General features: G+C 53.0%; 18 protein-coding genes. 7 read left to right on the forward strand and 11 right to left on the reverse strand.

Annotated elements, in window-relative coordinates:
- The first annotated feature begins 300 nt into the window (after positions 1 to 300).
- The 5 genes from MFFC18_RS05350 to pheT all read left to right on the forward strand — a co-directional run bounded on the left by MFFC18_RS05350 (position 301) and on the right by pheT (position 6,157).
- Complete coding sequence (locus MFFC18_RS05350; RefSeq protein WP_075081728.1) at positions 301 to 1,710, forward strand: class I SAM-dependent methyltransferase; 1,410 nt, start codon at positions 301 to 303, stop codon at positions 1,708 to 1,710.
- A 302-nt stretch (positions 1,711 to 2,012) separates the two neighbouring features.
- Positions 2,013 to 2,207 carry a 50S ribosomal protein L35 gene (gene rpmI / locus MFFC18_RS05355; protein ID WP_238381118.1) on the forward strand — a complete coding sequence of 65 codons (195 nt, stop codon included), beginning with the start codon at positions 2,013 to 2,015 and terminating at the stop codon, positions 2,205 to 2,207.
- A gap of 88 nt (positions 2,208 to 2,295) precedes the next feature.
- Positions 2,296 to 2,652, forward strand: a complete 357-nt coding sequence (gene rplT, locus MFFC18_RS05360) for a 50S ribosomal protein L20 (protein ID WP_075081726.1) — start codon at positions 2,296 to 2,298, stop codon at positions 2,650 to 2,652.
- 329 nt (positions 2,653 to 2,981) lie between these two features.
- Positions 2,982 to 4,028 carry a phenylalanine--tRNA ligase subunit alpha gene (gene pheS / locus MFFC18_RS05365; protein WP_075081725.1) on the forward strand — a complete coding sequence of 349 codons (1,047 nt, stop codon included), beginning with the start codon at positions 2,982 to 2,984 and terminating at the stop codon, positions 4,026 to 4,028.
- An 83-nt stretch (positions 4,029 to 4,111) separates the two neighbouring features.
- A complete protein-coding gene (pheT, locus tag MFFC18_RS05370; protein WP_075081724.1) occupies positions 4,112 to 6,157 on the forward strand; it encodes a phenylalanine--tRNA ligase subunit beta in 2,046 nt (681 codons plus the stop codon).
- 131 nt (positions 6,158 to 6,288) lie between these two features.
- On the opposite strand, the gene MFFC18_RS05375 is transcribed toward pheT, so the two are convergent.
- From MFFC18_RS05375 to MFFC18_RS05405, 7 genes are all read right to left on the reverse strand, one after another.
- Positions 6,289 to 6,747, reverse strand: coding sequence for a hypothetical protein (locus tag MFFC18_RS05375; RefSeq protein WP_075081723.1), 459 nt, complete (start codon positions 6,745 to 6,747; stop codon positions 6,289 to 6,291).
- Positions 6,748 to 6,898: 151 nt separating this feature from the next.
- A complete protein-coding gene (locus MFFC18_RS05380) occupies positions 6,899 to 7,465 on the reverse strand; it encodes a DUF6702 family protein (protein ID WP_148618661.1) in 567 nt (188 codons plus the stop codon).
- A complete protein-coding gene (locus MFFC18_RS05385) occupies positions 7,465 to 9,897 on the reverse strand; it encodes a M1 family metallopeptidase (protein WP_075081721.1) in 2,433 nt (810 codons plus the stop codon). Before MFFC18_RS05385 ends, MFFC18_RS05380 begins: the two co-directional genes overlap by 1 nt.
- 50 nt (positions 9,898 to 9,947) lie before the next feature.
- Complete coding sequence (locus MFFC18_RS05390; RefSeq protein ID WP_075081720.1) at positions 9,948 to 11,225, reverse strand: ATP-binding protein; 1,278 nt, start codon at positions 11,223 to 11,225, stop codon at positions 9,948 to 9,950.
- 17 nt (positions 11,226 to 11,242) lie between these two features.
- A complete protein-coding gene (locus tag MFFC18_RS05395; protein WP_075081719.1) occupies positions 11,243 to 12,466 on the reverse strand; it encodes an HD domain-containing phosphohydrolase in 1,224 nt (407 codons plus the stop codon).
- A gap of 237 nt (positions 12,467 to 12,703) precedes the next feature.
- A complete protein-coding gene (locus tag MFFC18_RS05400) occupies positions 12,704 to 14,758 on the reverse strand; it encodes a hypothetical protein (RefSeq protein ID WP_075081717.1) in 2,055 nt (684 codons plus the stop codon).
- Between the two features lie 28 nt (positions 14,759 to 14,786).
- On the reverse strand, positions 14,787 to 17,555 hold the full coding sequence (locus tag MFFC18_RS05405) for a protein kinase (protein WP_075081716.1): 2,769 nt from the start codon (positions 17,553 to 17,555) through the stop codon (positions 14,787 to 14,789).
- A gap of 160 nt (positions 17,556 to 17,715) precedes the next feature.
- Here MFFC18_RS05405 and MFFC18_RS05410 point away from each other — a divergent pair, with 160 nt between their 5' ends.
- Positions 17,716 to 18,975: a Glu/Leu/Phe/Val family dehydrogenase gene (locus tag MFFC18_RS05410; protein WP_238381117.1), complete on the forward strand. Its 1,260-nt coding sequence runs from the start codon at positions 17,716 to 17,718 to the stop codon at positions 18,973 to 18,975.
- Between the two features lie 214 nt (positions 18,976 to 19,189).
- Here MFFC18_RS05410 and MFFC18_RS05415 read toward each other — a convergent pair whose 3' ends face one another.
- From MFFC18_RS05415 to MFFC18_RS05430, 4 genes are all read right to left on the reverse strand, one after another.
- Positions 19,190 to 19,978 (reverse strand): S1 family peptidase, encoded by a 789-nt coding sequence (locus MFFC18_RS05415; RefSeq protein ID WP_084416697.1) that lies wholly within the window; start codon positions 19,976 to 19,978, stop codon positions 19,190 to 19,192.
- A 471-nt stretch (positions 19,979 to 20,449) separates the two neighbouring features.
- Complete coding sequence (locus MFFC18_RS05420) at positions 20,450 to 21,376, reverse strand: peptidylprolyl isomerase (protein ID WP_075081714.1); 927 nt, start codon at positions 21,374 to 21,376, stop codon at positions 20,450 to 20,452.
- Complete coding sequence (locus MFFC18_RS05425; protein ID WP_148618662.1) at positions 21,373 to 22,698, reverse strand: hypothetical protein; 1,326 nt, start codon at positions 22,696 to 22,698, stop codon at positions 21,373 to 21,375. Before MFFC18_RS05425 ends, MFFC18_RS05420 begins: the two co-directional genes overlap by 4 nt.
- Before the next feature lie 139 nt (positions 22,699 to 22,837).
- Entirely contained in the window at positions 22,838 to 23,737 is a 900-nt protein-coding gene (locus MFFC18_RS05430; RefSeq protein WP_075081712.1) for an ATP-binding response regulator, read from the reverse strand.
- 410 nt (positions 23,738 to 24,147) lie between these two features.
- Between MFFC18_RS05430 and MFFC18_RS05435 the strand changes: the two genes are divergently transcribed.
- Positions 24,148 to 25,833 (forward strand): vitamin K epoxide reductase family protein, encoded by a 1,686-nt coding sequence (locus MFFC18_RS05435; RefSeq protein WP_075081711.1) that lies wholly within the window; start codon positions 24,148 to 24,150, stop codon positions 25,831 to 25,833.
- Positions 25,834 to 25,954: the final 121 nt, after the last annotated feature.

Below are 25,954 nucleotides of genomic sequence, written 5' to 3' on the forward strand. Positions count from 1 at the left end.
TTCCGGGCACGGCTGTCATTCCACAAGTGCCCACTCGAAGAGCCGTCCCCGGAAAGCCAAAGGTTGGCTTGGGACGTCGCGTTCTCATCGCCCCAATCTTCGAAGTGTACATCCTGAAAGTTTGCCTCAGCGGAAACACATTCGAGGGTTATCCCGTAACCAGGGCACGATGAATTCAGGGCAGCTTGAGACTTTAGCCAAATGTGGAATCTTTCTGTTGACCCGCCAAAGAATGAGAACGATTCGCCGAGAAATGACGTTTGTGATTGACGCTTTTTAAATCGAAATGGGGCTAGTTAGATGAATACGACACGCATACCTGAAAGAAAAATTGTTAGCTGGGAAGAAGATTATCGAAGTCGCTCCAATCCGGAGCTAATGAATCGGCTGTTGTACAAAGCCGTGCCTGTGCTAGAGGCAACTCAGTGGAAGATCACGAGGGTCGAACCTGGCTATTGCGAAACCGTCTTGCCACTGAATCATGCGACGACCAATCAACACGGAACGCATCAGGCGGCTTTGATTTCGCTGTCGGCTGACTACACCGGCGGCATGGCTTTGACTTCGTTGCTGCGAGGCGTTCCGCTGGCCGGGATTCATCAATGTCGCGCAGAAGAGTCAGCTTCGCTTTGGCTGGCATCGATGAATGTAAAATACGTCAAGCCAAGTACAGGGCATATGACAGGACGTTGCCGCGTGCCGGACGACCTTGCGAAGAAAATTGTCGATCGATACGCCAGCGGGAAACGTGTCCTGGTCTCGTTGCCGATTGAGTTCGAAACCAACGGACAGAAGGTTGCCGAAGCAGAGCTGAAATACTTTGCCCAGCCTACGATCCAGTTAATGTCCGGTCCCGCCGAAACGTCGACGTTGCTCAATGCGAAAGCCAAGGCGTCGGCGAGAATGATTGCCGGAGTTCGAGCTCGCAGCCATGGTGATCGAAGCGGAAGTTTCTACAAAGGGCCTCGGATCGACTGCGCTCATGCAGCGACAGCCGCCGGTCCGCACGGAATGTTGCTGGCTGAGAAGATGAATGTGGCGCTTCCGCAGCTCGCCGACATGGTGATGGCCAGAACGATGAGCATCGATCAAACGACTCGTGCGATTCCAGGGTTGCAGCAGATTGTTATGCTGGGCGCTGGACTGGATATGCGACCGTTTCGCAATGGTTTTCGCGGTCATGGGTTCAGATACTTCGAAGTTGACTTGCCGGAAATGCTGGGCGAGCGGGAACGGGTCTGTCGCGAAATCGATGGCTGGGAAGAAGTTGATCGAACGCCGGTCGCTGCAAATTTTCTGACCGATGATGTCGCGGCGAAACTTTCGGCTTGCGAAAATTTCGATCCGAATTTGGCTACTCTTTTTATCTTTGAAGGCTGTTCGATGTATTTTGACCAATTGGTCAACACTTCGATGGTTGAATCCGTTCGATCGTTGATGAAGCATCCCGAGAGCCGTCTGTGGGTTGATTTCGTCAATCAGTCGGCGATCGATGGAACGGCTGACGAGCCCAATGTGTCTGCGTTTCTGAAGCGAATGTCAGATCTGGGAGAAACGTTTACCTACGGGGTGTCCAAGCCAGATCAGCTGTTGAAACATTGCGGTATGAAGATGAAATCGGCGACGACGACCGGTGAGATGTTCTCGCACGTGGACGCAGCGGCAAAATCCGTACTTGGGCTGTATTGGTTCACGGTCAGCTCCGCGTAGATCGGCGGGTACTGTTTTTGTGGATTATACGTGGAAAATGTATGATTTCTCTGCCTGAGAGTGGGGGTGGCGTTTGGTCTTCTTGCGAAATTGGACCAAACGCAGCCGTCGACCGATTCAACGAATCGAATCCGGCTGAAATGGGGCGAAATTCGCATTTTTGACGGGGAAAACGTGGATTCATATCCGAAAAAGCCCTTTAACAATGGGGCAGATGGCCCTAGAATCTCGAATTCGAAATTTGGGCTCAGTAGAGCCACGACTCTATATAGGTAAGTGGAAGTCTCATGACGGCCAACAAAATGAAGACCCATAAGGGTACGAAAAAGCGTTTCAAGATCACCGCAACTGGTAAGATCTTGCACCGTGCTTCGGGTACCAGTCACCGCAATGTTCGCGTTTCGCAAAAGCGGAAACGTAACTTGCGTGGCACGCGCGTTCTGGCAACGTGCATGGAAGCGTCTGTAAAGGCGGCTCTGGGCAAGTACAGCTACTAACTAATTCACTTGAAATCTGTTTGCTCTGCTGGGGCACAAACTTCGCACGCGAAAACTTGCGAGGCCTCACTGGCGAAAGGAAAATTAAATGCGTACGAGGAAAGGTGCAGCTCGCACCAAGGCGAAACGTCGCCTGTTCAAAAAAACCAAAGGCTATCGCGGCGGTCGTCAGAATCTGACCCGCACCGCGAAGGAAACCATTGTTCGTGCTGGCGTGTTCGCCTATCGCGACCGCAAAGTCAAGAAGCGTAGCTTCCGCCGATTGTGGATCACGCGTATCAACGCCGCCTGCCGCATGCGTGGGATCAACTACAGCCAGTTCATGAACGGCCTGACCAAGGCTGGCATCGAACTTGATCGCAAATCGCTTTCGGAAATCGCGATCTGCGATCCGACCGGTTTTGACACGATCGTCGATGCCGCGAAAAAGGCGATCGCGGCTTAGTGCGACGCAACATTTGAAGTTATTGAAAACGGGACAGCCTACCTGCGGCTGTCCCGTTTTTTTATTGTCGAATTGGAACCGCGCGGCCCGAATGAAGTGTTGAAGCCTCGCCAACCGACAACGAAACGCCTTGCTTTGCATCCACCTGAGAATGCACACGCAGACTTAATATTTGAATTTCAGCAGCGTGTTCATTTCCGCTTTTACAATCGACTAGTTCCTCGTTCCCGCTTCGGGTTATGATCTGCGGTCGGAAGACCGATCGACTCGAACGACTGCTTTCTACGACGGCTTCGAACCGTTGAAAAACAACCTAACAAAACACAGCCATGTCACTCGAACAATTTGTCGGCGATTTAAAACAGCTGGTCGAAGACGCCAAAACGGCTTTCGGTTCAGCTTCCTCTGGCGACGACCTTGACGCTGCACGTATTGAATTTCTGGGCGCAAAAAAAGGGCGACTGAAGACGATTCAGAAGTCGCTTGGCAAAGTCGACAACGCCGACAAGCCGGCAGCTGGCAAAGAACTCAACGCGACCAAGTCCGCGATCACCGATGCTTTCGATGCTGCCAAATCCCGATTGGGCACGGGCGCCGACGGCGAAGTCGCTGATCCGACTTTCGATCCGACACTGCCAGGGACTCAGTTTCGGATGGGGAATCTTCACCCGATCACGCAAACGATTAACGAGCTCAAAGACATCATGGGTCGGCTCGGGTTCACACACGCTGAAGGCCCGGAAGTCGAAGACGACTATCACAACTTCAAGGCACTCAACATTCCGTCTTCGCATCCGGCTCGCGATCCACTGGATAACTTTTATCTTCGCACTGCCCAAAACCAGGCAGACTCAATCGGTAAAGAGTTGGACGATGAGAATCCTTTGTTGTTGCGGAGTCAAACCAGCACCGTGCAGATTCGTGTGATGGAAACGACGAAGCCGCCGGTCAGGATTTTCTCGCTGGGTCGCGTCTATCGTCCGGACACGCCAGACTGGTCGCACTATCCGATGTTCCATCAAATGGAAGGTTTGATGGTCGACGAAAATGTGACTTTGGCAGACCTGAAAACCGTTTTGCGATTGTTCGCCAATAGCTACCTTGGCGGCGACGTGAAGATTCGAATTCGCCCTTCCTTCTTTCCATTCACCGAACCGAGCGTCGAAGCGGATTACTACTGGAACGGGAAATGGGTTGAGTTCGGCGGGGCTGGTATCGTGGATCCGAACGTTCTTGCCGCGGTTGGCTACGACACGGAATCCGTCAGTGGATTTGCGTTTGGACTCGGCATCGAACGCTTGTGCATGATCCGCCACAAGATCACCGACATCCGCTACCTGTTCACGAACGACGTCCGATTCTTGCGTCAGTTCTAGTTCACATCCAAAACGCGTAAGCGAGCTGCGTGCGATCAAATGCACCTTGGCAACCACACTCCGAACTCCAAACGAAAACCAAAATGATTGTCTCCTGGGAATGGCTGAGCCAATACGTTGATCTGAAAATGAGTCACGACGAACTGGTCGATCGGTTGACCATGTCAGGGCTCAACCATGAAGGCACCGAAGATGTTGATGGCGATAAAGCGATTGACCTTGAGGTCACCAGCAACCGTCCTGATTGTCTCGGGCATCTTGGCGTGGCACGAGAGATCAGCGTGCTGTTTGAGTTACCTCTGAACACTCCCGATCCGCAACCGGCAGTCACGGACCGCAGCGCGGCGGACTATTGCCAGGTCGAAATCCAGTCGCCGCATTGCTATCGCTACACTGCGCGTTTGATCCACGGCGCGAAGATCGGCCCGAGTCCGGATTGGATGCAGAAACGACTCAAGGCGGTCGGTTGCGAATCGATCAACAACGTTGTCGACTGTACGAACTACGTGATGTTCGAGTGCGGTCAGCCTTTACACGCGTTCGACTTCGAAAAAATCAAGGATGGCAAGATCATCGTTCGCAATGCTGGTGACAAGGAAGAGTTCCCTGCGATCGATCACAAAACGTACAAGCTGGATGAGCAGATGTGCGTCATCGCCGATGCAGACAATGCTCTGGCACTCGGCGGCGTGATGGGAGGAGTCGATTCTGAGATCTCGGATGCGACGACTGAAATTCTGGTCGAGGCGGCTTACTTCAATCAGCTTTCCGTTCGCCGCACCGCGCGGTCGTTGAACTTGCAGAGTCCGTCTTCTTTCCGCTTCGAACGCGACGTTGATTCAGCGCAGCTTGACTGGGCCAGTCGACGTTGCTGTGAACTGATCCTCGAAACGGCCGGCGGCGTGCTGCTCGAAGGCGTCGTCGATGTCGGCGATCGGCCCAAGACGCCTCCGACGATTACGCTGCGACTATCGCAACTCAAACGCGTGCTCGGCATCGAAATCCCGGCTGATTTCTCCGCGAAAGTTTTGGCCGAACTCGGTATGGAGGTCAAAGAATCGGACCGCGAGCAAGTGACCGTTGTTGCTCCGTCGTGGCGCAACGATTTGACTCGAGAAGTCGACCTCGTCGAAGAAGTTGGACGCATCTATGGCTTCGAAAACGTTCCTGATGACGCGGCAGTCCCAATGGCGGCGTCGTTCAAACAGAAAACGGATCGCGTGCTGGACAAAGTTCGCGACGTGCTGACCGCCGGTGGATTCAACGAGGCACTTTGCCCCAGCCTGATTCCTGGCAAGTGGTCGGATTCGTTCAGCCCGTGGACGGATCAGCCGGCGATTCGAAGTAGCCAACCGATGCTGGGCGTGTTGGAGAAAGCCAGTCAGAACATCGGTACGGTAAATTTGCTTCGTCGCTCTTTGGTGCCAAGTCTTTTGGAAGCGCGTCGCATCAATGAAGCCCGTTCAAACCAGGACATTGATCTTTTCGAAACGGCCAAGGTTTATCTTCCCGTCGCCGGAGAGCCGATTCCTTACCAGCCGACAATGTTGGCGATTGTGACAGGCAAGGACTATTACACGCTTAAAGGGATGGTCGAAGCGATCGTTCGTCGCGTCGATCCGATGCAAAGTGTTTCGGTCAGCAAGTGTGAGCTGGATTTATTTGACGTGAGTCGTCGCGGAACGCTGGAAGTTGCCGGCAAGCGACTTGGCTTCCTCGGTGAAGTCTCGAAGTCGGGCCGAAAACTGTACGGTCTGCGAAGCGGCGCCACAGTTGCCGAAATCGATTTGGCTGTGCTGGAGGAGCTTGCGATTCTGATTCCGCAGCATGAGGACCAGAGCCCGTTCCCTCCGATGGCTCGCGATTTCAACTTCATCGTCGAGGACAGCGTTCACTGGCTGGATCTCGAGGGCACTGTTCGAGAAGCCGGCGGGGAGTTGGTGGAATCGATTCTGTACCGGGAAACGTTCCGCGATCCGAAGAAGGATGGCGAGGCGAAAAAGCGACTGTTGCTTTCGGTCGTGTTGCGATCCAAAGATTCGACGCTGACTGGCGAGCAGGCTGACGATGTTTGCAACCGGATTATCTCAAGCTGCGGCGAGAAACATTCGGCCACGCTGGTGAGTTAGCGGTTCGTCAAAGCCAGCCCGACCATTCCGTGAGCCACACACCACGCGGTTGCTTGCGAATGGCTCTATTGCGTGGCACTATTGCGAATGACTTTACTGCGGATGCTTTCGCGAACTTGGGCCTGCACCCATCAGGCCAGTTCAGGTTGCAGTTGCTCGCTCAGCGAATCGGAAAATGAATCGTTGAACGAGCCGTTCATTGGCAAGTCCATGTCCTTTTTCAGGTATAGCTCGTTGGTGTGATTCATGCATCGTGGCCAGATGTGGAACCGTCCCGAGGACGATTTGATTTGCCAATCGCCGCGGATGCCATCTTCAGACAGCTTGCCCGAGTACATCACGCGATGCAAACCAAGATACTGTTTGATCCATGAGCAGAGACCGGTGTCGAGGTCATAACTGCCGGTCGCTACCCATGGGCCAACGTAATCCGTGCCTTCGCCCTGGATTCGTCCATTGGCAAATTCAAGATACATGCTCATCCATCCGCGGCCGCTGCGGTGAGCTTCAAGATAGAAACCATTCCATTCGCCGGTCGGCAGACGGCTGTCGGTTTCCTGATCATTTTTTCGGTTTGAGTTTGATGACATGGCAGTGCAAATCGATAGCGCAGTGAAAACTTAACGCCGCAATTAATGCACTGCCTTCGCAAACAGGCAATAGAAGCAGAAGTAACAGCTCGAAACACCGGAAAACGCCGATGTTTCGAGCCATTGGGCCGCTGGACACGTTCGTGCAACGCTATTCGTTATCGCTGCGCTTTGCCGTTGCTTTCCGCTCGCGAGACCACTCTGCGGAAATCTGGTTGGCTGAAAGAGTCAACGATTCCATCGCTTTGCCGTGCCGAATTTGCACCTGATTCAATTGATCATCATTAAGCTCAAAAAACATTCGATTTTCAATGGACCAGTCTGTCGCCGAAGTCTTTGCATCGACTTCAAAGTACAGCCATCCCTGTTTGATCTCCAGTTCGGATCCAACCCAGCGGATTTTTGCAGCAACAGATTGCTCCTGTTCGTCGCCTGTCTGAGGGAAGAAACGAAATGTCTTCGCCACGTAGCGGTTAAACAATTCATCGCGGCTGGATTCAGATTCAGCATCAATGTCGATTGTCCGCTTCTCCATTTTCGACACAGCCAGCACAAGGTCTTCGGGCCAGACGCAGAGCGACACTTCAAAAGTCTGTCGCTTCGCGTTGTACTCGATCTCAGCTCGCGAGACATGAAACGGGTGCGAGGCAATCGCCACATTGCTCGTAAAAACGAGCGTGGCAATCAGCAAGGCCGCCAATGTGTTAGCACGAATCATCATTCGTCCTCGCTTTCGTTTTCTTCCTCTTCTTCTTCATCCTCAGATGCTTCTTTCGACTTCTCATCAGCCTTCTTATTGGCCGCGTTTGCCTTTTGCATCTCGTTGCTGCGACTTCTCGAATCCTTGAAGAGTTCGAAACGCGACTTTACGATCTGCGGCGGGAAATAGTTGTTCGACAAATCGACATCTGCGGTTTCCAACTGCGGATCCAACGTAACTTTCGCGATTGGCTTTTCCGTGATCACCATTCGTGTCACCTTTTCGTTGTCACGTGTCCAGATTTCAGCCGGCACGTGAAAACGTTGCTTGCTGCCATCTTCGAACTCTGCGTCGAAGATGATAGGCATGACCAAACCGCCTACGTTGGCAAAGTCGATGAGGTAGAAGTGACGTTTGTCCTCCAGCAATTTTTTCTGTTCGTCGTCCAGGCTTTCAATAAATCTCTCGTATGACTCGCGGTCCGCATCCGTCACGTCCAACGGGTCGAACTCATTGTAGAAATCATTCAGCTCTGGATACTCATCAGCCCGCTTGGTCAACTCTTTGTTCCGTTGCTTCGAAAGCGTCTCGGGTTCATTGTCCCGTTGTTCTCTCTTAAGCCCTTTCTCAATTTCCGGATCACCAGTGCTGACGTTGAGTTGGCGAACTCCGGTTACGGCGATATCAACATGATCGGTCGAGTAAAACCAGCCTCGCCAGAACCAGTCCAAATCGACCCCGGAGGCATCCTCCATAGAGCGGAAAAAGTCAGCCGGCATTGGACGCTTGAACTTCCAACGTTGAGCGTACTCTTTGAAGGCGAAATCAAACAGTTCCCGGCCGAGAATCGTCTCGCGAAGAATGTTCAGTGCCGTCGCCGGTTTGGAATATCCATTTGGGCCAAACTGTAGAATCGATTCCGAGTTCGTCATGATCGGAACCTGATTGTTGCTCCTCATATAGCTGACGATGTCGTTCGGTTCGCCTCGTCGCGACGGATAGTTTTCTTCCCACTCCTGTTCCGCCAAATATTGCAGAAAAGTGTTCAGTCCTTCATCCATCCAGGTCCACTGTCGTTCATCGCTGTTCACGATCATCGGAAAGTAGTTGTGGCCGACTTCGTGGATGATGACCGAAATCAAACCGTACTTGGTTCGAGCCGAGTACGTGCCATCTTTTTCCGGACGGGGACCGTTGAAGCATATCATTGGATACTCCATGCCGCCGACGGGACCGTTGACCGAGATTGCAACCGGATACGGATAGTCGAAAGTGTAGCGCGAATAAACGTTTAGTGTATGGATGATCGAATGAGTCGAATACTTGCTCCAGAGCGGTTCGCCTTCGTTTGGATAGTACGACATCGCCATCACAGGTTTGTCGCCAAGATTGTGCTGCATCGCATCCCAGATGAACTTTCGCGACGACGCCCACGCGAAATCGCGCACCTGATCCGCTTTAAAGATCCATGTTTTCGTTTCTTCTGACTTGCTCGATTCGTTTGCCCGGGCTTCTTCCGGAGTCACGATGAACATCGGCTTTTCGGTGCTTTCAGCTTCCTTCAGTCGCTCTCGCTGTTCGTCAGTCAAGACTTCGTCCGGGTTAAGCAGCACACCTGTCGAAGCGACAATATGGTCTGCCGGTGATGTGATCCGCACCACATAGTCGCCTAGTTCCAGAGTGAACTCGCCCGAACCCAAAAACTGCTTGTGCTGCCAACCCGTCGTGTCGGTGTATGCACAGAGTCGCGGAAACCATTGGGCGACTTCGTAGATGTAATTTCCATCTTCCTCAAAAAGTTCACAGCCCGCGCGGCCGCGAATAAGTTTGCTGTTGTTGAGCTCATAATTCCAATCGACCTGGAACTCAAACGTCTCGCCATTGGATAGCGGAGCAGGCAGGTCGACTCGCATCATCGTGTCGACGATCGTATGTTTCAGTTCTTTGTTCGCCTGGACGTCTTTGCACGTTGTGATGTTGAATCCACCGTCAAAAACTTCCTTCGCCATCAGGCTTTGCATCGTCCCCATCGGAATCCGATCGAAGCTCAGCGTGCCACGGCCAAATCGAGTCGCGGCGCGGCCCCGGTTCGCAGCAGAATCGGGTCGGAAAATGTTTCCGTCCAGTTGCAGCCAGAGATACTTGAGTTTGTCCGGGCTGTTGTTCGTGTAGCTGATCTTTTCGGATCCGCTCAACGTCTGGTCGTTGTCGTTGAGCGAGATCGAAATTTCGTAGTCTACTTTCTGTTGCCAGTACGCGTGTCCCGGAGCACCGGAGGCCGTTCGGAACGTTCCCGGAGTCGGTAGAATCTCCTCCAGTTGTCGGAACTTGTCCTGCTGGTTGAACTTGCCGTTGTCGCGGCGGTTCGATTGAGCTGAAGAGTCAGCGGATAGAAATGAGAGTGCGATCGAGAGCGGGAGTAGTACCGCCAGCAGAGCTCTGAATTTCATTGTTTATCTGTTCCGGGTCGAAGTTGTGTAATGGGAAACTCAGTCCCAGTTTACTTCAACTTTCCGGGCAAGGTGAGAACAAATGTGGCTCCTTTGCCAAGCCCTTCGCTCTTGACAGCGAGCGAACCTCCGAGCTCACGAGCCGAATTGGCGCAGCTATGCAAACCGAAACCTTTTCCCTTATCGCGGGTTGTGAAGCCATAAGTGAAGAGCTTAAGGATGTTTTCTTTTGCAATGCCGATTCCGTTGTCCGAGACGCGAATCGAAAAACGATCCTGCCCGATGTTCGAAGCCGAAATCATGATCTGTTTGGGGAGAGATTCTGACTCCAGGCAAGCGTGTTTTGCATTACGAATCAGATTGACAATGATTTGCAGAATCTGATGTTTGTCGGTTTCTACAAGCAAGCCTTCGTCGAAATCACGGACAACGCGGATGTTGTGGTTTTCCAGAGAACTACTGCTCATCGTAATCGCGTCGGAGATAAGCTTCGAAAGGTCGACTCGTTCGATGACTTTGGAAGCGGTTGCGTAATCCTGTTGTTGAGCGACGATGGTGCTGATGTGATCAAGGTGGCGGCGACAGTTCGCCAGTTCTGCTCGAACCTTGGACTGTTCGGCTTCAAAACTTTTCGTCAGTTGGCGGAGAAATTCAGGGATATGGCTGCCGCGGCTTTCTGGTGCAAAGAAATCCTCGTCGGTTCCGTGTTGCTCAATCAAGTCAGCGACCCGTTCGATTTTGTCGAATGCAAAGCCCTCGCAAAGATCACCTGAATGAGACACCGAAATCTTTACACTGGTCAGGACGTTACCGACGTTGTGCAGAACATTGGTCGCAATCTCGGCCATCCCGGCCCGCCGCGACGCGTCGACCAGTTTTTGATTGGATTTGTGAAGCTCCAACTCCATCTCACGCTGGGCGGTGATATCGCGGCTGATTCCGAAAGTGCCAATGATCTTGCCTTCGACATCGAATAGCGGAAGCTTTGACGAGGAAACCCACGCGGTCTTGCCGTCTCGCAGCTCAGTCTGGACGACGCCAAAGATGGGTTTGCCAGTCCGAATAATTTCCTGTTCGTCGGCAAAGAACTTCTCGGCGCACTCTCGATCAAAGAAATCGAAGTCCGATTTTCCGACGATGGATTCATCCGAACTACCTGTGAATCGCACTGTCATCGAGTCGCTGCACAGCGTGATCACCGAATTCAGATCCTTGAAGTAAATCAGGTCCTCGGTCCTTTGCAGCAAGTTACGGATTCTAATGTCGACGTCCTCAAGACGCGACGACGATGCCTGCCCTGTTGGACGATTGGCTGATTGAGTTTGCATCGCTCGAATCTCCGTGATCAGGATGAGACCGTTTCTACCGCAGGCTTGTTTTTGGATTGATTCTCCAGGGCCATTTCCAGGAATCGATCCCAGCAGTACAGAAATGCATCGACAATCGCCGGGTCAAAATGATTGCCCCGTTCCGATTCGATAATTTCTTTGGCTTTGAATGGGCACATCGCGCGTTTGTAAACTCGTTCCGAAGTAAGCGCATCAAACACGTCCGCTACGGCAACGATTCGTGCAGACAGTGGAATGTTCTGCCCTTTCAGTTGCTCCGGATAGCCACTGCCGTCAAATTTTTCATGATGGTAGCGAGCGATTTCGGCAGCCGTTGAAAGGAAGTCGCAGTACTCCGAGCGGTTCGCTGCATCATCAAGTGCGTCTGCGCCGATGGCAGCGTGCGTTTTCATTATCTCGAACTCTTCGGCCGTCAATCGTCCCGGTTTAAGCAGCACATTGTCAGGGATGCCAACTTTACCGATGTCATGCAGAATGCTTGAACGGGATACATAGTCGATATAAGTCGGCGACAGGACGTCCGTATATGGACCGGACTCGAAAAGTCGCTCTGCGAGTATTCGTGTGTAAAACTCGATACGCTCAAGATGCTCGCCCGTTTCCGGATCACGCGACTCCGCCAGTCTTGCCAGAGACGTGAACACCAGATCTTGCGTCGATTCAATTTGCCGAGTCCTCCGTTCAATGATGGCTTCGGAAAGCAACTGGCTGCGGTTTGACTGTCGATTTAAATGCCAACGTGAAACTTGCGATGCCACGATCTGACGAAGCTCAAATGGCTCAAACGGCTTTTTCAAAATCAGAAGCTGGTCGGAACGTGGCAGTCGATCAGAGATCTCTTCCCACCCGTAATCCGAGTACGCGGTGCAAAGTACGATCGGCAGGTCGGGGGCGATTTCCCAAATGCGTTGCGCAGTTTCGACTCCGTCCCACCCCGGTGGCATGCGAACATCGATCAAAGCCACCGAATAAGGCCGGCCTGACTCCGATGCTTCCGCGACCATCTGAAGCCCATTCTGGCCCTGGAACGCTGAATCGATCGTGTAGGTGAATCGTTCTTTCGGCGCTGCAGCGGAGTCTTCACCGAACAGCAACGCCTCAGTTTCACGCAATCCATCGTGGCTTTTGCGCGGGATCAGAACTTTCTTGTAGTCCTCATGGATCGACGGATTGTCATCAATCGCGAGTATGCGCCATCGTCGGGAGGTTGGAATGTTCATGCCAGGCGAGCGGGTTTGTGATATGGAGAAAGAACGAATGCTGGAAACGGTCAGGGTGAGCGCGACGGCAACGCCCAAGTTTCTAATTCGAAACCGTTGGGCGTCGAGCCAACAGAAGGCTACGTTTTCCCGCGGGCACGCAGCCAGCTCAGTGGCCATTATTCCGGCAACCAGCGTGCGTAACTTCGGAATCTACCGGCCATGAGGAACAAGCAGCCTCGATGGCAGAAATTGGGGCTACTCTATTTCCCGTAACACTGCTCGAACTTGCCGATGTAGCAATTGAGGTGCTCGTACGGCAACCAGTTTTTGCTTCGAGAGTACGAAAAACGCCACGCCAGGACGTCTCATCGGTTCCCCAATCGAATCGGACAAAATTGCCTCCAGCCGTTCGGTCGTCAGCCGACCATCCGCGAGTTTTGCTAACGGGTAGAGCTTTAGCAGAAAGATGCTGTCAGCGACGTCCTGTGAAGTAATCCAGACCGTTTCTTCGTCGACGATGTAAACGGAAGCTCCCATTCCGTGAGCTGTTTCCTTGACGACATCGCCAACGGTTCTTTCATCGATCCAACCAGGTGCCATCGAATCACTGGTCCAACCAGCATTGCCGAGCGAGTGCCAGTCAGCGATCAGTTGCACACCATTGTTGTCTCGCAAGTTCCGGAAAAACTTTCCGATCGGCAATCGAATCGAATTCGTGGGCGTAAAGTCAGCCGCGAACTTTCCAGAATTGATCCAGGGGACGGGCTGAAGCAGTTCACTCGCCGCAACATCGTTTCGCGCTAGCGCTTTCAGACCGTCGACCAGTTTCTGCACTTCGCGAATAGCTGCGGGGGAATGGTTCAGTTCCAACTTTCCGGCTACGAATTCGATTTTGCCTTTCGGATCACCGGTTCCGTCTATATCTTCTTCGCGGACGTTGCCAGTCCAGGTTCCCGGAAAGATCAAACGGCGAATCAATTGCACCAGCTGGTGGCCGTCGTCTTCGTTTTCAATGATCAATGCGATGCCAATGGACTCCGTTTCAAATTCCTCGCTGTTGGCGGCAGTAATCCAGAACCCTCGGTCGCTCTCGATCGCAACGAGGCCGACGGATTCGGCGATCTTGCGAATGACGGTGCCAGTGGATTCATTTTCAATCTGAAGCGAGACTTTTGGATTGACGTCTGCTCCCGAAACCGCGATCGTCGGTGCATCGATTGTTAAACGCAAACCCGATATCGCGGCCAGTTCGTGAAGCACGGTTTGCAAAGGCTGCTGGTCAAACTTCACGCCTAAAATGATCTGATCTTTTTGACGTGACGGATCGGCGTCTTCAAAGCCAACTTTGTCGAAAAAATACTTGGGAGTTCCGATCGTCAAATCGCTTCGCATGTTCGAAGCAGCGGTTTGGATCTCAAGCAATGATGTTCCCGATTCCGCCAGAATCGAATTCAAATTTGCGTTTGGGTCGACAAGTTTCGCGACGGGTTCTTCGCCCGCACCAAGGTCGGAGTCATCGTCAAAGCCTTCTATCGGAGGCTTGGTTTCCGCGAGCGAATCAGTTCCCTCGGTGCCAGGGATTTCTGGCGGAGTATCCGGAATTCCAATGATCGGAGGAGCATCACCAATTTCCGGCATCACAATTTCAGGTTCGTCAATGTCTGGCGTCGTGATGTCTGGGGCATCGGCCGGAGGATCTGTTTCCGAGTCAGCGTCGGCGATAGCTGTGTCGTCAGGCGTGGTGTCAGTTACGGCTTTCAAATCGTCGTTCTGTTCGACATTCTCGTCCGGAACTTCCGCAACGTTATTGTTGCCAGATCCGAACCCGTTGATCAGGAAAAAAGTTACCGCGCCGATTGCCAACAGGCTTCCGATGGCTGCCATCGTTAACAGCACCATCCGTTGTTTCTTTTTCGTGGCTGGATTAACCCATTCCTGGCCGGGAGCAAGTTCCGGATTCGCCTGTTGATTCGGGTTCGAAGGCGTCTGTTGGTTCGGACGTGTCTGTTGTTTTTGGTTGGGAGCCCTTTGTGTAGGCCGTTTCGGTCGAGGAATCTCTGCCGAAACTTGCACTGGTTTTTTGGGCTTCGGCGGTGACGCTGGAGCTCGATTATCAAGCAACGCATCAAGATCCATGTCGTCGAAACTGGCCATACCAAGTTTCGATTCGCCAATGTCGTGACCTTCAGGCGCTTCGACCAGAATCATTTCGCGGCATCGCGGGCAGGCCAGTCGCTGGCCGATGGCAGAACGATTTCGGACTTTTAGCTTTGACGCGCAGCCTGGGCAAAGCAGTTGAAACGGTTCCACAATCTATACTCCGGCGAATAACTGGGGCTCAGGGTTGAACCCGAAACACTTCGGGTAAAACGTAGTCCTTTTGTGCAGCCGCTGCACGAGTCGTGACCAGCACGAACTTCTTTCCTGGCGATTCAGGGTCTTCCGTGATGACCCACACAAGCTTACAGTTCGCGTCCGCCGGTCCAGAGATTTCCTTGTTCGGATTTGCTGACACCATGACCTGCGTAAGAATCTCGGACACCGATTTGTCTTTGATCTGCAACGGTCCCGGACGCTGGTTTTGCGTGATCCCATCTTTTTGCAAATCGGTTCCGTTGATTTGAATGTTGAACTCAAAAGGTAAATCGAGGTACTGATCAGAAATCTCTTCCCGGATGTTGCGCAACAGGACGTTCAGGTCAGGCGGGTTGGCAATAGTTAGATCGCGTCGAGTCGCCAAAAGTTCCTCCAAATTTTGCGGAGTCGCGGAAGTTTCGGCAACGCTGGCAACCGACCGTTCGGCAGGCTCAAACGCCATCGCCAATTCTGTTCCAGCCGCCAGATTGTGTAAAGCTCCGGGTGAAAGCCACGCGTTGCCAATGACTTCTCCGAATTCAGCGTCCCAGCGAAGCTGTTTGGAAAGGTCGCGGAGCATCGCAGCGTAGCGGGCACGAACGGGTTCCCAAAACGGCAACGCTTGCCGCTGCTGAACCGACAGTTGCACCTGTTCAAGCTTGGATGCGATTCGATCCCGCATAAGCACCGCGGCAACCTTCGATTTGAGATCAGACGTATGATCGACTCGAACTTCAACATAGTCTCCGTCGTCGAGGTGAAAACTGAACGCCAAACCAACCACGGGCTCTGGCAGCGTCAAGCGCAGCTCGTTCATCCATTTTCTGTAGTCCGCGAACAGCTTCTGCCCCTCGGTGTTGAACAGCGAGATTACCGGCAAGATAAAATTCGCGTCGCGAGACCTGTCCGAGCTTCCGACGAGGCGACGCAGCGTCCCCGAAAGCGCGGCGACTTCGCCCTGAGCGACTTGTTGAACCAGTTCGCTTGGGCCAACGACAAACGAGACCACGTTTCCGGTGTCCGGATCCGTTTTGGCGATCCATCGCGACTCGCCAGACGACTGCTCAAACGCGTTCTCGATGCCGGGAATCAAAGATGGCTGCTCCCAATTCTGCAAACAGGAATCAAGCGGAGTTGGAGTTTGCAATGTAACGACGACGAACGAGTCGTACTCAAACGAGAGATTGCTGTGCATTGAGATAACTGTCGAATCGACTTCCGACATCGGGAATCCGATCCGGGATTCAAAGTTTGCAATCAGACTTTCGACGCGAGGCCCAAACGCTCGCAACGAAAGCACTCCGGTCGGGCTGTCGTAAATCGAACGCCAGTTGATTGCGGCGATCATTCTCGGTGATGGCGGCAATGAGCTCACGTCGATCGGAAACCCGGTGGTTGGCGACTCCCAAAGAGTTTCCTGATCGTCGGCAATCAGTTCCTGAACGTAGCTTTGCGTGGCCAGTAGTTCGGCCAACGTTTTCCGCTTCGGTTCCGCAGGGGATTCGTCAGATGCTTCGGCGACCATTTCAGGATCGAGCCGTTCGGTGTCCTCAACATCGTCGTTGGTCGCAAACCGCGGCGTGTCAAACTTTTTCAGATTCGCCAGAACCGCACCGATGCCCAGCAACGCCGCGAATCCAAGTAACGTCAATCCGACTGTCGCCGCTACCGGAAGCTGCCATTTCGGTTTCGCGATCGGTGTCTTGGGCGAGATCCGATCTGTGTCTTCGGGTGCAAGGTCTGGAATTTCATCGTCGACAGGTGTCGACTGTTTCCAGGGAGTCAGGCCAGCAACAAAAGCTGATTCAGTCGATGACGCGGCGGTCTGGGGTTGAGTCTTTTTGGAATCACCGGCGACGGCATCGAGACGTTTCAGGAACGCGTCTGCAGACATCGAATCGTCATCCACCATCGACTCATAAGCCAGTTCGCCAATCTCTTGGCTGAGTTTCCGTTCGGCAAGCTTCTCAGTGAACTTGTGCATCCCGACTTTGAGAAGTTTCTCTGGTTCCGGAGCATCACGTCCGGTCAGCAATCGGAACAGCATACGACCGAGAGCGTTGACGTCTGAACGAGCCTGCGAATTCGGAGTCGCGACCACGGGCGGCATCAGTCGCGTGCTTCCATCTTTGACGTTCGCATAAACGGCCTCAAGACTCAGAGATCCGTGCGACAGTCCATTCGCTTCCAGTTCAGCAACGCCGGACGCGACGTCGCGCACAATTTCAATCGCCTGCGATTCGGTCAGCCGTCGCTTCAACGGCATCTTTACGTCAAGTGAATCTTTTCCGCCAACGGCGGTAGCCAGGAAACGGTGCGAACGGGTGACGACCGATTCATAAACGCGAACCAGATTTGGGTGCTCGATTTTTGCAAGCGCTTCCGCTCGATCCTCGACTTGATCCCATCGCGCAAGATCCTTCCGCGTGTCGCCTGCGAAAAAGTGAAGCCAAACCGGGTGCGTTGTTTTTCGGTCGCGGGCCATCCAGACATTTCGCTGCGGGTCACCACCGACCAGGCGATAGCGACCGAACTCAAACGGCCCCGAATGACCGGCAAGGAGAACTTTGGTCTGTAGAGGCGTCAGAATTTTTTCCCTGACAAGCCAATTCGCAATTGATTCAGCGTCCTCAGAATTGGTAATCGTCGCTGCTTTTTCCCGGATCTGCTGCAGTTCCGCAGGAGCAATCAGACGGCTCTGAATGAGCACGTCCCAGAACTGATCGATTCCAATTTTTGGTGGCTGCATCATCAACAGAAGGCGTTCCGCAGGAAGGATGGTTGGAGCGTGGCGTGATTGTGCGAAATTGCCGCGCTGCCTGATTGTCGCATCGGGATATACCGCTTATTGTAGGTCAATCACTCAGTCTGGCGAGCCGTCGGATGACTTTCTCCCGTAGCTTCGGAATACGATGAACGACCACACTCCGCGCAAGCATCACATGAATGCTTTTGAAACTGTCCAACATTATTTTAATCGCGCTGCCGATCAATTGGAGCTCGATTCTTCGTGGCGGAAGCTGATGATGATGCCCAGTCGCGAGATCACCGTCGAGGTTCCCGTTGAGATGGACGACGGTCGACTTGAAACCCTGGTCGGCTTTCGTGTTCAGCATAACAATGCTCGCGGCCCGATGAAGGGAGGACTGCGGTACCACCACGAAGTCGATCTTGATGAGGTCCGTGCGTTGGCTTCTTTGATGACCTGGAAAACGGCCGTCGTCAACATTCCTTACGGCGGAGCCAAGGGCGGGATCTGTGTCAGCCCGCGTGAGTTGAGCGTCAAAGAAAAGGAACGCATCACTCGAAAGTTCATCGACCAAATTCACGAGATCATTGGACCGGACAAAGACATTCCTGCGCCTGACATGGGCACGGATTCCAGAACGATGGCCTGGATTCGCAACCAGTGGGAAAAATACCACGGGTTCAACCCGGCTTGCATCACGGGCAAGCCGGTCGAGGATTACGGAGCCAAAGGTCGCGAAGAGGCAACCGGTCGCGGGGTAGGTATCCTCGCTTTCAAGTTGCTCAAGCGGTTGGGGCATCGTCCGCCAGAAACCAGAGTCATCATTCAGGGCTTTGGCAACGTGGGTTCGCATGCTGCGAAGTTTATGCATGAGTCCGAGTTCAAGATCATCGGCATCAGCGATGTTTCCGGCGGCTATATCAATGAAGACGGGCTCGACATCCCCGCGGCACTGCATCATGTGATCGAGAACCGTACGCTGGAAGGTTTTTCCGGCGCGAAAAAGATCAGCAACGACGAGCTGTTGATTCACGATTGCGAGATGCTGATTCCGGCGGCTCTTGGCGGCGTGATCCATTCGGAGAACGTCAACGATATCAAGGCAAAGATTATCATCGAAGGAGCCAACGGTCCGGTCGACGCGGATGCGGACGAAGTTCTGTTCGAGCGCGGCGTCGCCGTGTTGCCGGATGTGCTTGCCAATGCCGGCGGTGTCACGGTTAGCTATTTTGAGTGGGTGCAGAACCGGCAGTACTACAGTTGGGATTTGAATCGAGTCCGTCAGCAGTTGGATGCGATCCTTTCGGCTGCGTTCGAGGAAGTTTGGCAGGAATCGCAAAACGCGAACGTCAGCTTGCGTACTGCTGCGTTCATGTTGGCCGTCAACCGTGTGCGGAAATCGATGGAGTTGGCAGGGATTTAAGCGGGCAAATTTCACGCCGTTCTTGCTGCGTCACCCAATGGAAAAAGCCGACCGATATGCCCGATATGCCGGTCGGCTTTTTTGTTTGCTCGCTGCGTTTGTCTTTCAAGTTGGTCGTGCCGGCTTTAGCCAACGCTCATCAGCATTCGTAGCTCAAGGAATTCGTTTCTGAAGGCGGGACGACAAACTTTCAATTCAGGTTTTGATGCAGCAATTAGAACTTCTTGTTGACTGCTTCGGTAGAAGCCAGTTTTTCATTCTTCTTCGAAATCAAAGTCTGCAGCGGCCCCACGTTACTTGCTCGTGCCGGCCACGTGGTTCGAATCGAAGTTCCAGTCGGAGTCGTGATTCCGCTGTTGAACCAGAACCAGCCGCCGGAAATGATGCCCACAACTTCATGCTTTTCGTTGAAAACGGGGCCGCCAGAATCGCCAGGTAGCAAAGGCACGTCGGCGAAGATTTTCTCAAGGCTCGATGGCGTTGAAGCGGTTGCAGAAAAATGACGAATGCAGCAACTCAGGTTTGAACCGCCACCGAGGCCGGCAAACTCAAGCTCGTCGCCGCCCTGGATCGAATCCGTTGCGACTGGCGATGCCGGGACTCCGTCCGGAACCCAAACCCAAAGTAGGGCGACATCCTTGTGTTCGTCGGCGTGAACGATGCGGCACTTTTTGGCTCGCTTTCCGTTGCGAAATTTGACTTTTACAAGTCCTTCTCCGTTGTCGTCCTGAACGACATGCCACGCCGTCAAGACGTAGCCCTCGTGGCCGCCTTTAAGCGGTTTGGTTTCGTCGATTTCGACAACGACACCTGTACCAACGCCGCCAGCGGAATGGATTTCAACAATCGAGTGATGATGCTCGGCGATTGGAGTCCATTTCCACAACCCGGAATTCTTTCCGACTTGAGCGTTGGCTTGAGAGGAGGATAAGAGAATGCAACTGCAAAGAATTGCAAATGCGAAACGTGAATGGTGGCTTGGTGTTCGTGAAATCTGTCCCATGCTGCTGCCTCCGGCAGAGCGAACAGGCTCCCATTCCGTTCGAGTGATCCGTTGATCGATATTCGATTTGGCAGGGCCCGCCCGCCTTGAATTGTCGTCCGTGAAAAATTATTAAGATCTTTGGTATAACTGGAAATCGGCCATTCGAACAGAGAAAGTTTAGCTGCTCGCGCGATTAAGGGTTATTCAACTCTTCGCTGCAATGAAACGTTATTGAGGACGCCCCTATTGTGCGATTGAGCACGTAGATTCGGTCGTTGAAGATTCAAACCCGCCTCGGCAGTGCTAGCACATCAATGGCTTGCGTTCCCCCAATGGTGGTGGTTTGTCAGCCAGTTTTGCTCATTCCAAGGTTGATTTAGTTTAAGTGAGCGCTGAACGCAGCAAAAAAGCGGTGATGTTTTTGGGAATGAATGTCGCACAGAGTCGAAATGCACACTCGTGCAGTAAGCGTTGCATCGTTCTCGATGGCTATTTGCTGAAGTCAGTCTGCACTTCGATTTTGATGTCTGCCTTGGGGCGATGACGATCTGCAACCAGCTGAGAAAGGCGATTCGTTTCGAAGACTCGTAATTCCTCCGCGACGTCTTCGAACGTTTTCTTGCCGGGAGTTATCTCCACGCATCGAATCAGATGGATTCCGAACGGCGAAACAAACGGCTCAGAAAATTCACCTTCTTCAAGTTCGAAAGCAACCTTGGTGAAGTCCCGCGGCATCGGACCTGAATATGAAATCGAGCCAAGGTCGCCATCGTTGGTTGCCGACGCGGATTCAGAATGAGCAGTCACTGCGGTTGGCCAATCGATTTTGCCGGAAATCAGCGCCATGTGAACTTTGCGGGCCGTGAGCATGGTTTCCGCGTCACTGCTTTTCCACAAAATTTGTGCGACGTGAAGGGTCGTGCCGTCGAGGTATTTTCGTTTTAGCTCGAACTGTTTTTCGAGGTGGTCGACCGTGACAAACGTCGAGGCATACTTTCGCCAGGACGCGTTCCAAAGCAACTCGCGTCGAAACTCCTTTTCCGAGAGATTTGCGTCGGTCAGGAATTGCTCAAAACTTTTTCCGGAAAGTTCCAGTCGGGCTTTCTGTTCTTCAACCCGCCGATCGAGTTCGTCTTCGCTCGTTTTAAATCTGCCGGACTGGAGGTGTTGCAGAATAACTTCTCGGTCAATGCAATGCTCGACACCAGCGCCAACCACATCCGCGTTTCGATCCACTCTATCTGCAGCTTGCGGCAAGTGCTTCAACGAACGGTCGAGAAAGTAGTGCACGACGTTGAGTGAAATCTCCTGATCGTTGACTACGGCGGCGATTGAAGATTGGCAACACCAGGCATCGTTGCAACTGCCAACGCAGACAATGGAGATGGCCAATCCGATCAGGAATCGTCGAATCACGGCAATGGGATATCCTTGAGTTTGAAATCAGCCGGGACCGAAACGATCGCGCCCGGGCTTTCATAAAGCAGACCGAAATTGGCAGGCTCTTCAACGAAGAAATATTGAATCTGAACCCCACGCTCATCAAGGTCGCCACCCTGATGACCAATAGACGGCTCCTTTTTCCCTGCATCGTTGATCAGGAACAGCGGATTGTCATACAACCAGCCAAGATGCGATTCGAACTCTTCTGCATTGGACTCCATTGCGACCCGAAGGTTTACGGCATATAGGTCTTCGTTTTGTTCGTAGCCAAGATACTGAACCGAGACTCCTGCTTTGCTGACTTTGGGTTCGCCTTCGATAGAGCCAAGTTCTGCAAAGCGAAATTTCTCTCGCCGACCTGGCAAAATACATTCGAGTCGTCCTGAAATGTCTCCAATCGATTTGACGTCGCGATTCACATTCTCAAGCGTCAACGACATTTCGATCTGATTGATGCCCTGTTGAACAACTCCCGAAAGAACCTGATCCGGATTGGAAACTTTCAACTCATTGCCGTCAGCATCCAGGAATTTGACTTTGCTTAGCGGCATGTCGATCGAGATCGGAGTCAGCCTCGGTTCCCACTGAATTTCCAGGTCAACACGGGTGTAGTCGAGTTCGGGGCGAAGCAGGTTCCTTGCCGAGGATACTCCGGAAACTCTCATCCGAAAGATGCCTGAATCGTCGCTTGGCGGCGGGACCGAAGTGACCGCTTTGTCGATTTGAGCAGGGTCTGCGGCGGGACGCGGAATAACGGTCGCCTGTCCCAACTCGCCACCGTAAGTGTTGGAATCAAGTCCGCCTTTCGTCTTGATCTCAACGAAAGTATCCCAGAACGAAGCGTCCGTCAGGTCGAGCGTAATTTTCTTTTCGAGAAACGCGGGATCGTATCCTTCGCCGAGCGCGATCACGTTGCCGGATTGACGTTTCACTTCCGCGAAGGCCTGCTTCAAAGTCATTTCGCCGGAGATCGTAATTTTCGACGGAGAAATGGTTTCTTCAATCGCAATCTGTTCGAGCTGTTTGCGAACTCGAGTCAGTCGTTTGTTTAGATCTTCTTCAAATTGATCGGACGGGTCATCGATATAGTCCAAAGCATCGGAGCCGATTTTCAGGATCTCCTTTTCCGCTTCGTCTCGCTCCTCATAGCTGGCTGACTGCAGTTGCTCGACAAGTGCATCGACTTTGTCGGCAACTTTCATTTCTTCGGTTTGTGCCGAAGCAGTCGCATGGCAGAACAGGATCGCTAAAACAGAAACGGTCACCAGTAAGAAATTTTTAACAGCGGAGCGCATGGAATCCCAGACATCACTCAATAAGAGGTCACGAAACGTTGCTCTGATTGTATCGTATCGAGCAACCAATATTTCAAATTGAATTCTGATTCACATTGGACATCAATCCCCGCAGATCGGTGAGGAGATGGCCAACGAACTACTTCGGCGTTGTCGCCGGAGCGTTGAGCCGGAACTTGGACATCTCCAGCAGTCGCCCCGAGTCGGAAAAATTGACCTCGTCCATAAACGCCTGAATCAACACAAGGCCTCGGCCAATCCCATCTCGAAAGCTCTCCGGATTCGAAGCGTCCGGGAGCTGGCTGGTGTCGAAGCCATCCCCTTCGTCGCGAATCGTGATGGCGACTTTCTCGGGCGTAATCAACGCGTAAAAGTGCACTCGACGATCGCACCACGGTTCTTCCTTGCAGCGTTCAGCAATCAAATTCCGCGAAAGCACCGGGAACTGTTCGCGCGACATCGCGAGGTTGCCGCGAAACATGGCGTTGGTCAAAGCGTTCTCGAGAGCGACTCCCAGCTGAACCTGACAGCGCTGGTCGAGGATCTCCAGGGAGCCGACGATTTCCTGAATCATGTCGATCAGCGGATCAATCAGTTCGATGTCATTGTCGAGCACAAACTCAAAGTCACTTTTCTGAACACAGCTCATCAGCTTCATGTTCCGCGATTGGGCGCGGCTGAGCGACAGCACATACATCACGGTTTCGTAGAGGCTGTTCGCCAGATCCGACTTCGGCACATAGCTGGCGGCGCCGCTGGCAAGGGCCTGGGCGGCAATGTTTTCGCTTCCGTGAGCCGTGATCAGGACCACCGGCAGTTCGGGATACTTTTCATTGATCTCATTGACCAGATGCAGCCCGTCGTACTCCGGCATCTGAAGATCGGTCACGACGAGGTCCGGCAACCGATTCGAGATCTGGAGCAGTGCCTCGCTGACGTCCTTGGCATAGGAAACATCCAGCGACGGGTCGTTCTCCAAAAGACCACCCGCGAGGCGGCGGTCCACAGCGGTATCGTCGACGATCAGGATTCCTGGCATATCTGTCTCCGGTCTTGGGGTGGTCATCGGTCGAGAGCGACACGATTGAAATCGGTTTTAACTGATTTATTTTCCAAATGCCAGCAATTCGGTCCGAAAACGACGCGCAACGGAGTCTGTTTCCTGAGGAAGATTGCTTCGGAAGCGGTTCCAGGCGGGAACCTGAAAATCGTTAGAGACATCAGCCTTTCGCTAGCCAAAACGAGCGCGTGGCGGCTCGCGTAATTGCACTTTTGACGTGAATTGGTGGTCAAGAAACCTTTGAAACAAGGTATAAAATAAGACGCCTTACCGTTGACTCAATTTGGTTGGCGAAATTCGCCTTCCAAGCTTTTTATCTGCGGAGTTTGCGCTCGCAGTACCATGTAAATCCATGACATGTTCATGGTGCAACAAATTCAGGGCTGGTCATGAGTTCCATAAGCAAAGACGTTTTGAAAACTATCGAAGCAGTATCCGGCGACGGCAACAATCGCGTCCGAGTCGAGTTTCGCCGTTTCTCCCTTCCGTCCAACTGGTTCGTCGCAGCGTTAGCCATTCCAATGCTGACCGCGTTAGCGATATCGTCCTACTTGACCTACGTGTCAGTGACAGCGTCCGAAATCGCGGGATGCACCGGAGGTCAACTGTTTGACTGTGCTCACGTGATCTACAGCAAATGGTCCAAAGTGTTCGGCATTCCTGTGAGCGCGATGGCGCTGGGAACCTATGTCGCGATGATCGTCGCCGCCTCGGTGACTTGCATGAAAAAGCTCTCCAGCCCTGTCCGCTTGATGGCCTGGTCCGCTGTGACTGGATTGGCGATCGCTGCCGCTCTGGCCGCACTTTACTTCATCTACTTGCAAGTTTTCGTTCTTGAGCACCTGTGTCCTTGGTGCCTTGGCGCTCACGCTTGCGGGCTGCTCATCGCTACCGCGGTTCTGGTGTCGCGGACTCGCATTGCACTGCCACCTCTTGCCGCCGTCTCGAGTCTTGCGGCCGCTGGTTTGGCTGTAATGATCGGAGTTCAGGTCAATTCCGAAGAAGTGCAGATGTATGAGACCATCGATTACGTCCCTACCGCGAATGCGGCTTCTGGTGATGATTCAACGTTCGCGGTCGCTCCGGAAGACTTCGAAAACGCGCCTGTGGATGACGGCATGATGCTGCTGCCGCCCGGGGACGACGATCTGTTCATGCCACCGATGGACGAGGAGTTTGAGGATGAAGAGGATGACTCGATCGAGACTCCCTCAGAAGACACCAGCGAATCAGACGATGACGTTGCGGCCGTCCAGGTTTCTCAGTTGCGATCACTCGCAAAATCGGGTGTGGATGCAGCCTGCCAGTTGGCTGCTGTTCGAAGTCCGCTCGCATCACTGATGATCCTGCAGCAATCGTCGCAGCAGGAAAAGGAAGAAGCCTCGGAAGCCGATGCGGACGCTGACTCTGAACAGGACGACGCAGACGACCAGGCAGATTCAGAAGACCAGAACGATGCTGAGGCCAAGAAGAAGCCCAAGCAGGAGAAGCCTGAGCCACGAATTGTTGAGTTCATGGGCCGCAAGCTCAACGCTCATCAGTGGCCTGTCGATGGAAGCCCGACTGCCAAGTACGTTTTCGTCGAAATGTTTGATTACACGTGCTCGCATTGTCGCTCAACCAGCGAAGCGATTTTCAAAGTCAAAGAAAGAATGGGGGACGACCTCGCCGTGGTTGTTCTGCCCGTGCCAATGAATTCGCGTTGCAACGGGGCGATCAAAGTTGATCATCTCGCTCACGCGGAGGCTTGCGAAATCTCGACGTTGGCCATTGCGGTTTGGCGTTGCGATCCTGCGAAGTTCTCTGAGTTTCACAAGTGGCTGCTTGACGGCAAAGACGCACCTTCGTTTGCGGAGGCGCTCGCAAAGGCCAATGAAATGGTGGGCGAAGAGCGTCTCGACAAAGAGCGAAAAAAGAAAACAGCCGGTGCTTATGTTCAACGCCATTGCATGATGTACAAGATGCTCAACGGTGGTGCTGTTCCGAAACTGCTATTCCCCAAACAGGCGGTTCAAGGTGCATTCACCGGAGTCGATGCCCTTGAGAATCTGATCAAGGAACAGGCTGGCAGGTAGCCATCTTTTGGCTGGACTACGGCCTTTGGTGCTCCGTCTGCCGTTTAACCTGGCGTTGCCCCTTTCCGGGAAATGCAGATCGCTGATAATGATGCCTGAATAATGGCACACCATAACAGCG

The sequence above is a fragment of the Mariniblastus fucicola genome, assembly GCF_008087665.1.
In the GTDB taxonomy this organism is placed as follows: Bacteria; Planctomycetota; Planctomycetia; order Pirellulales; family Pirellulaceae; genus Mariniblastus; species Mariniblastus fucicola.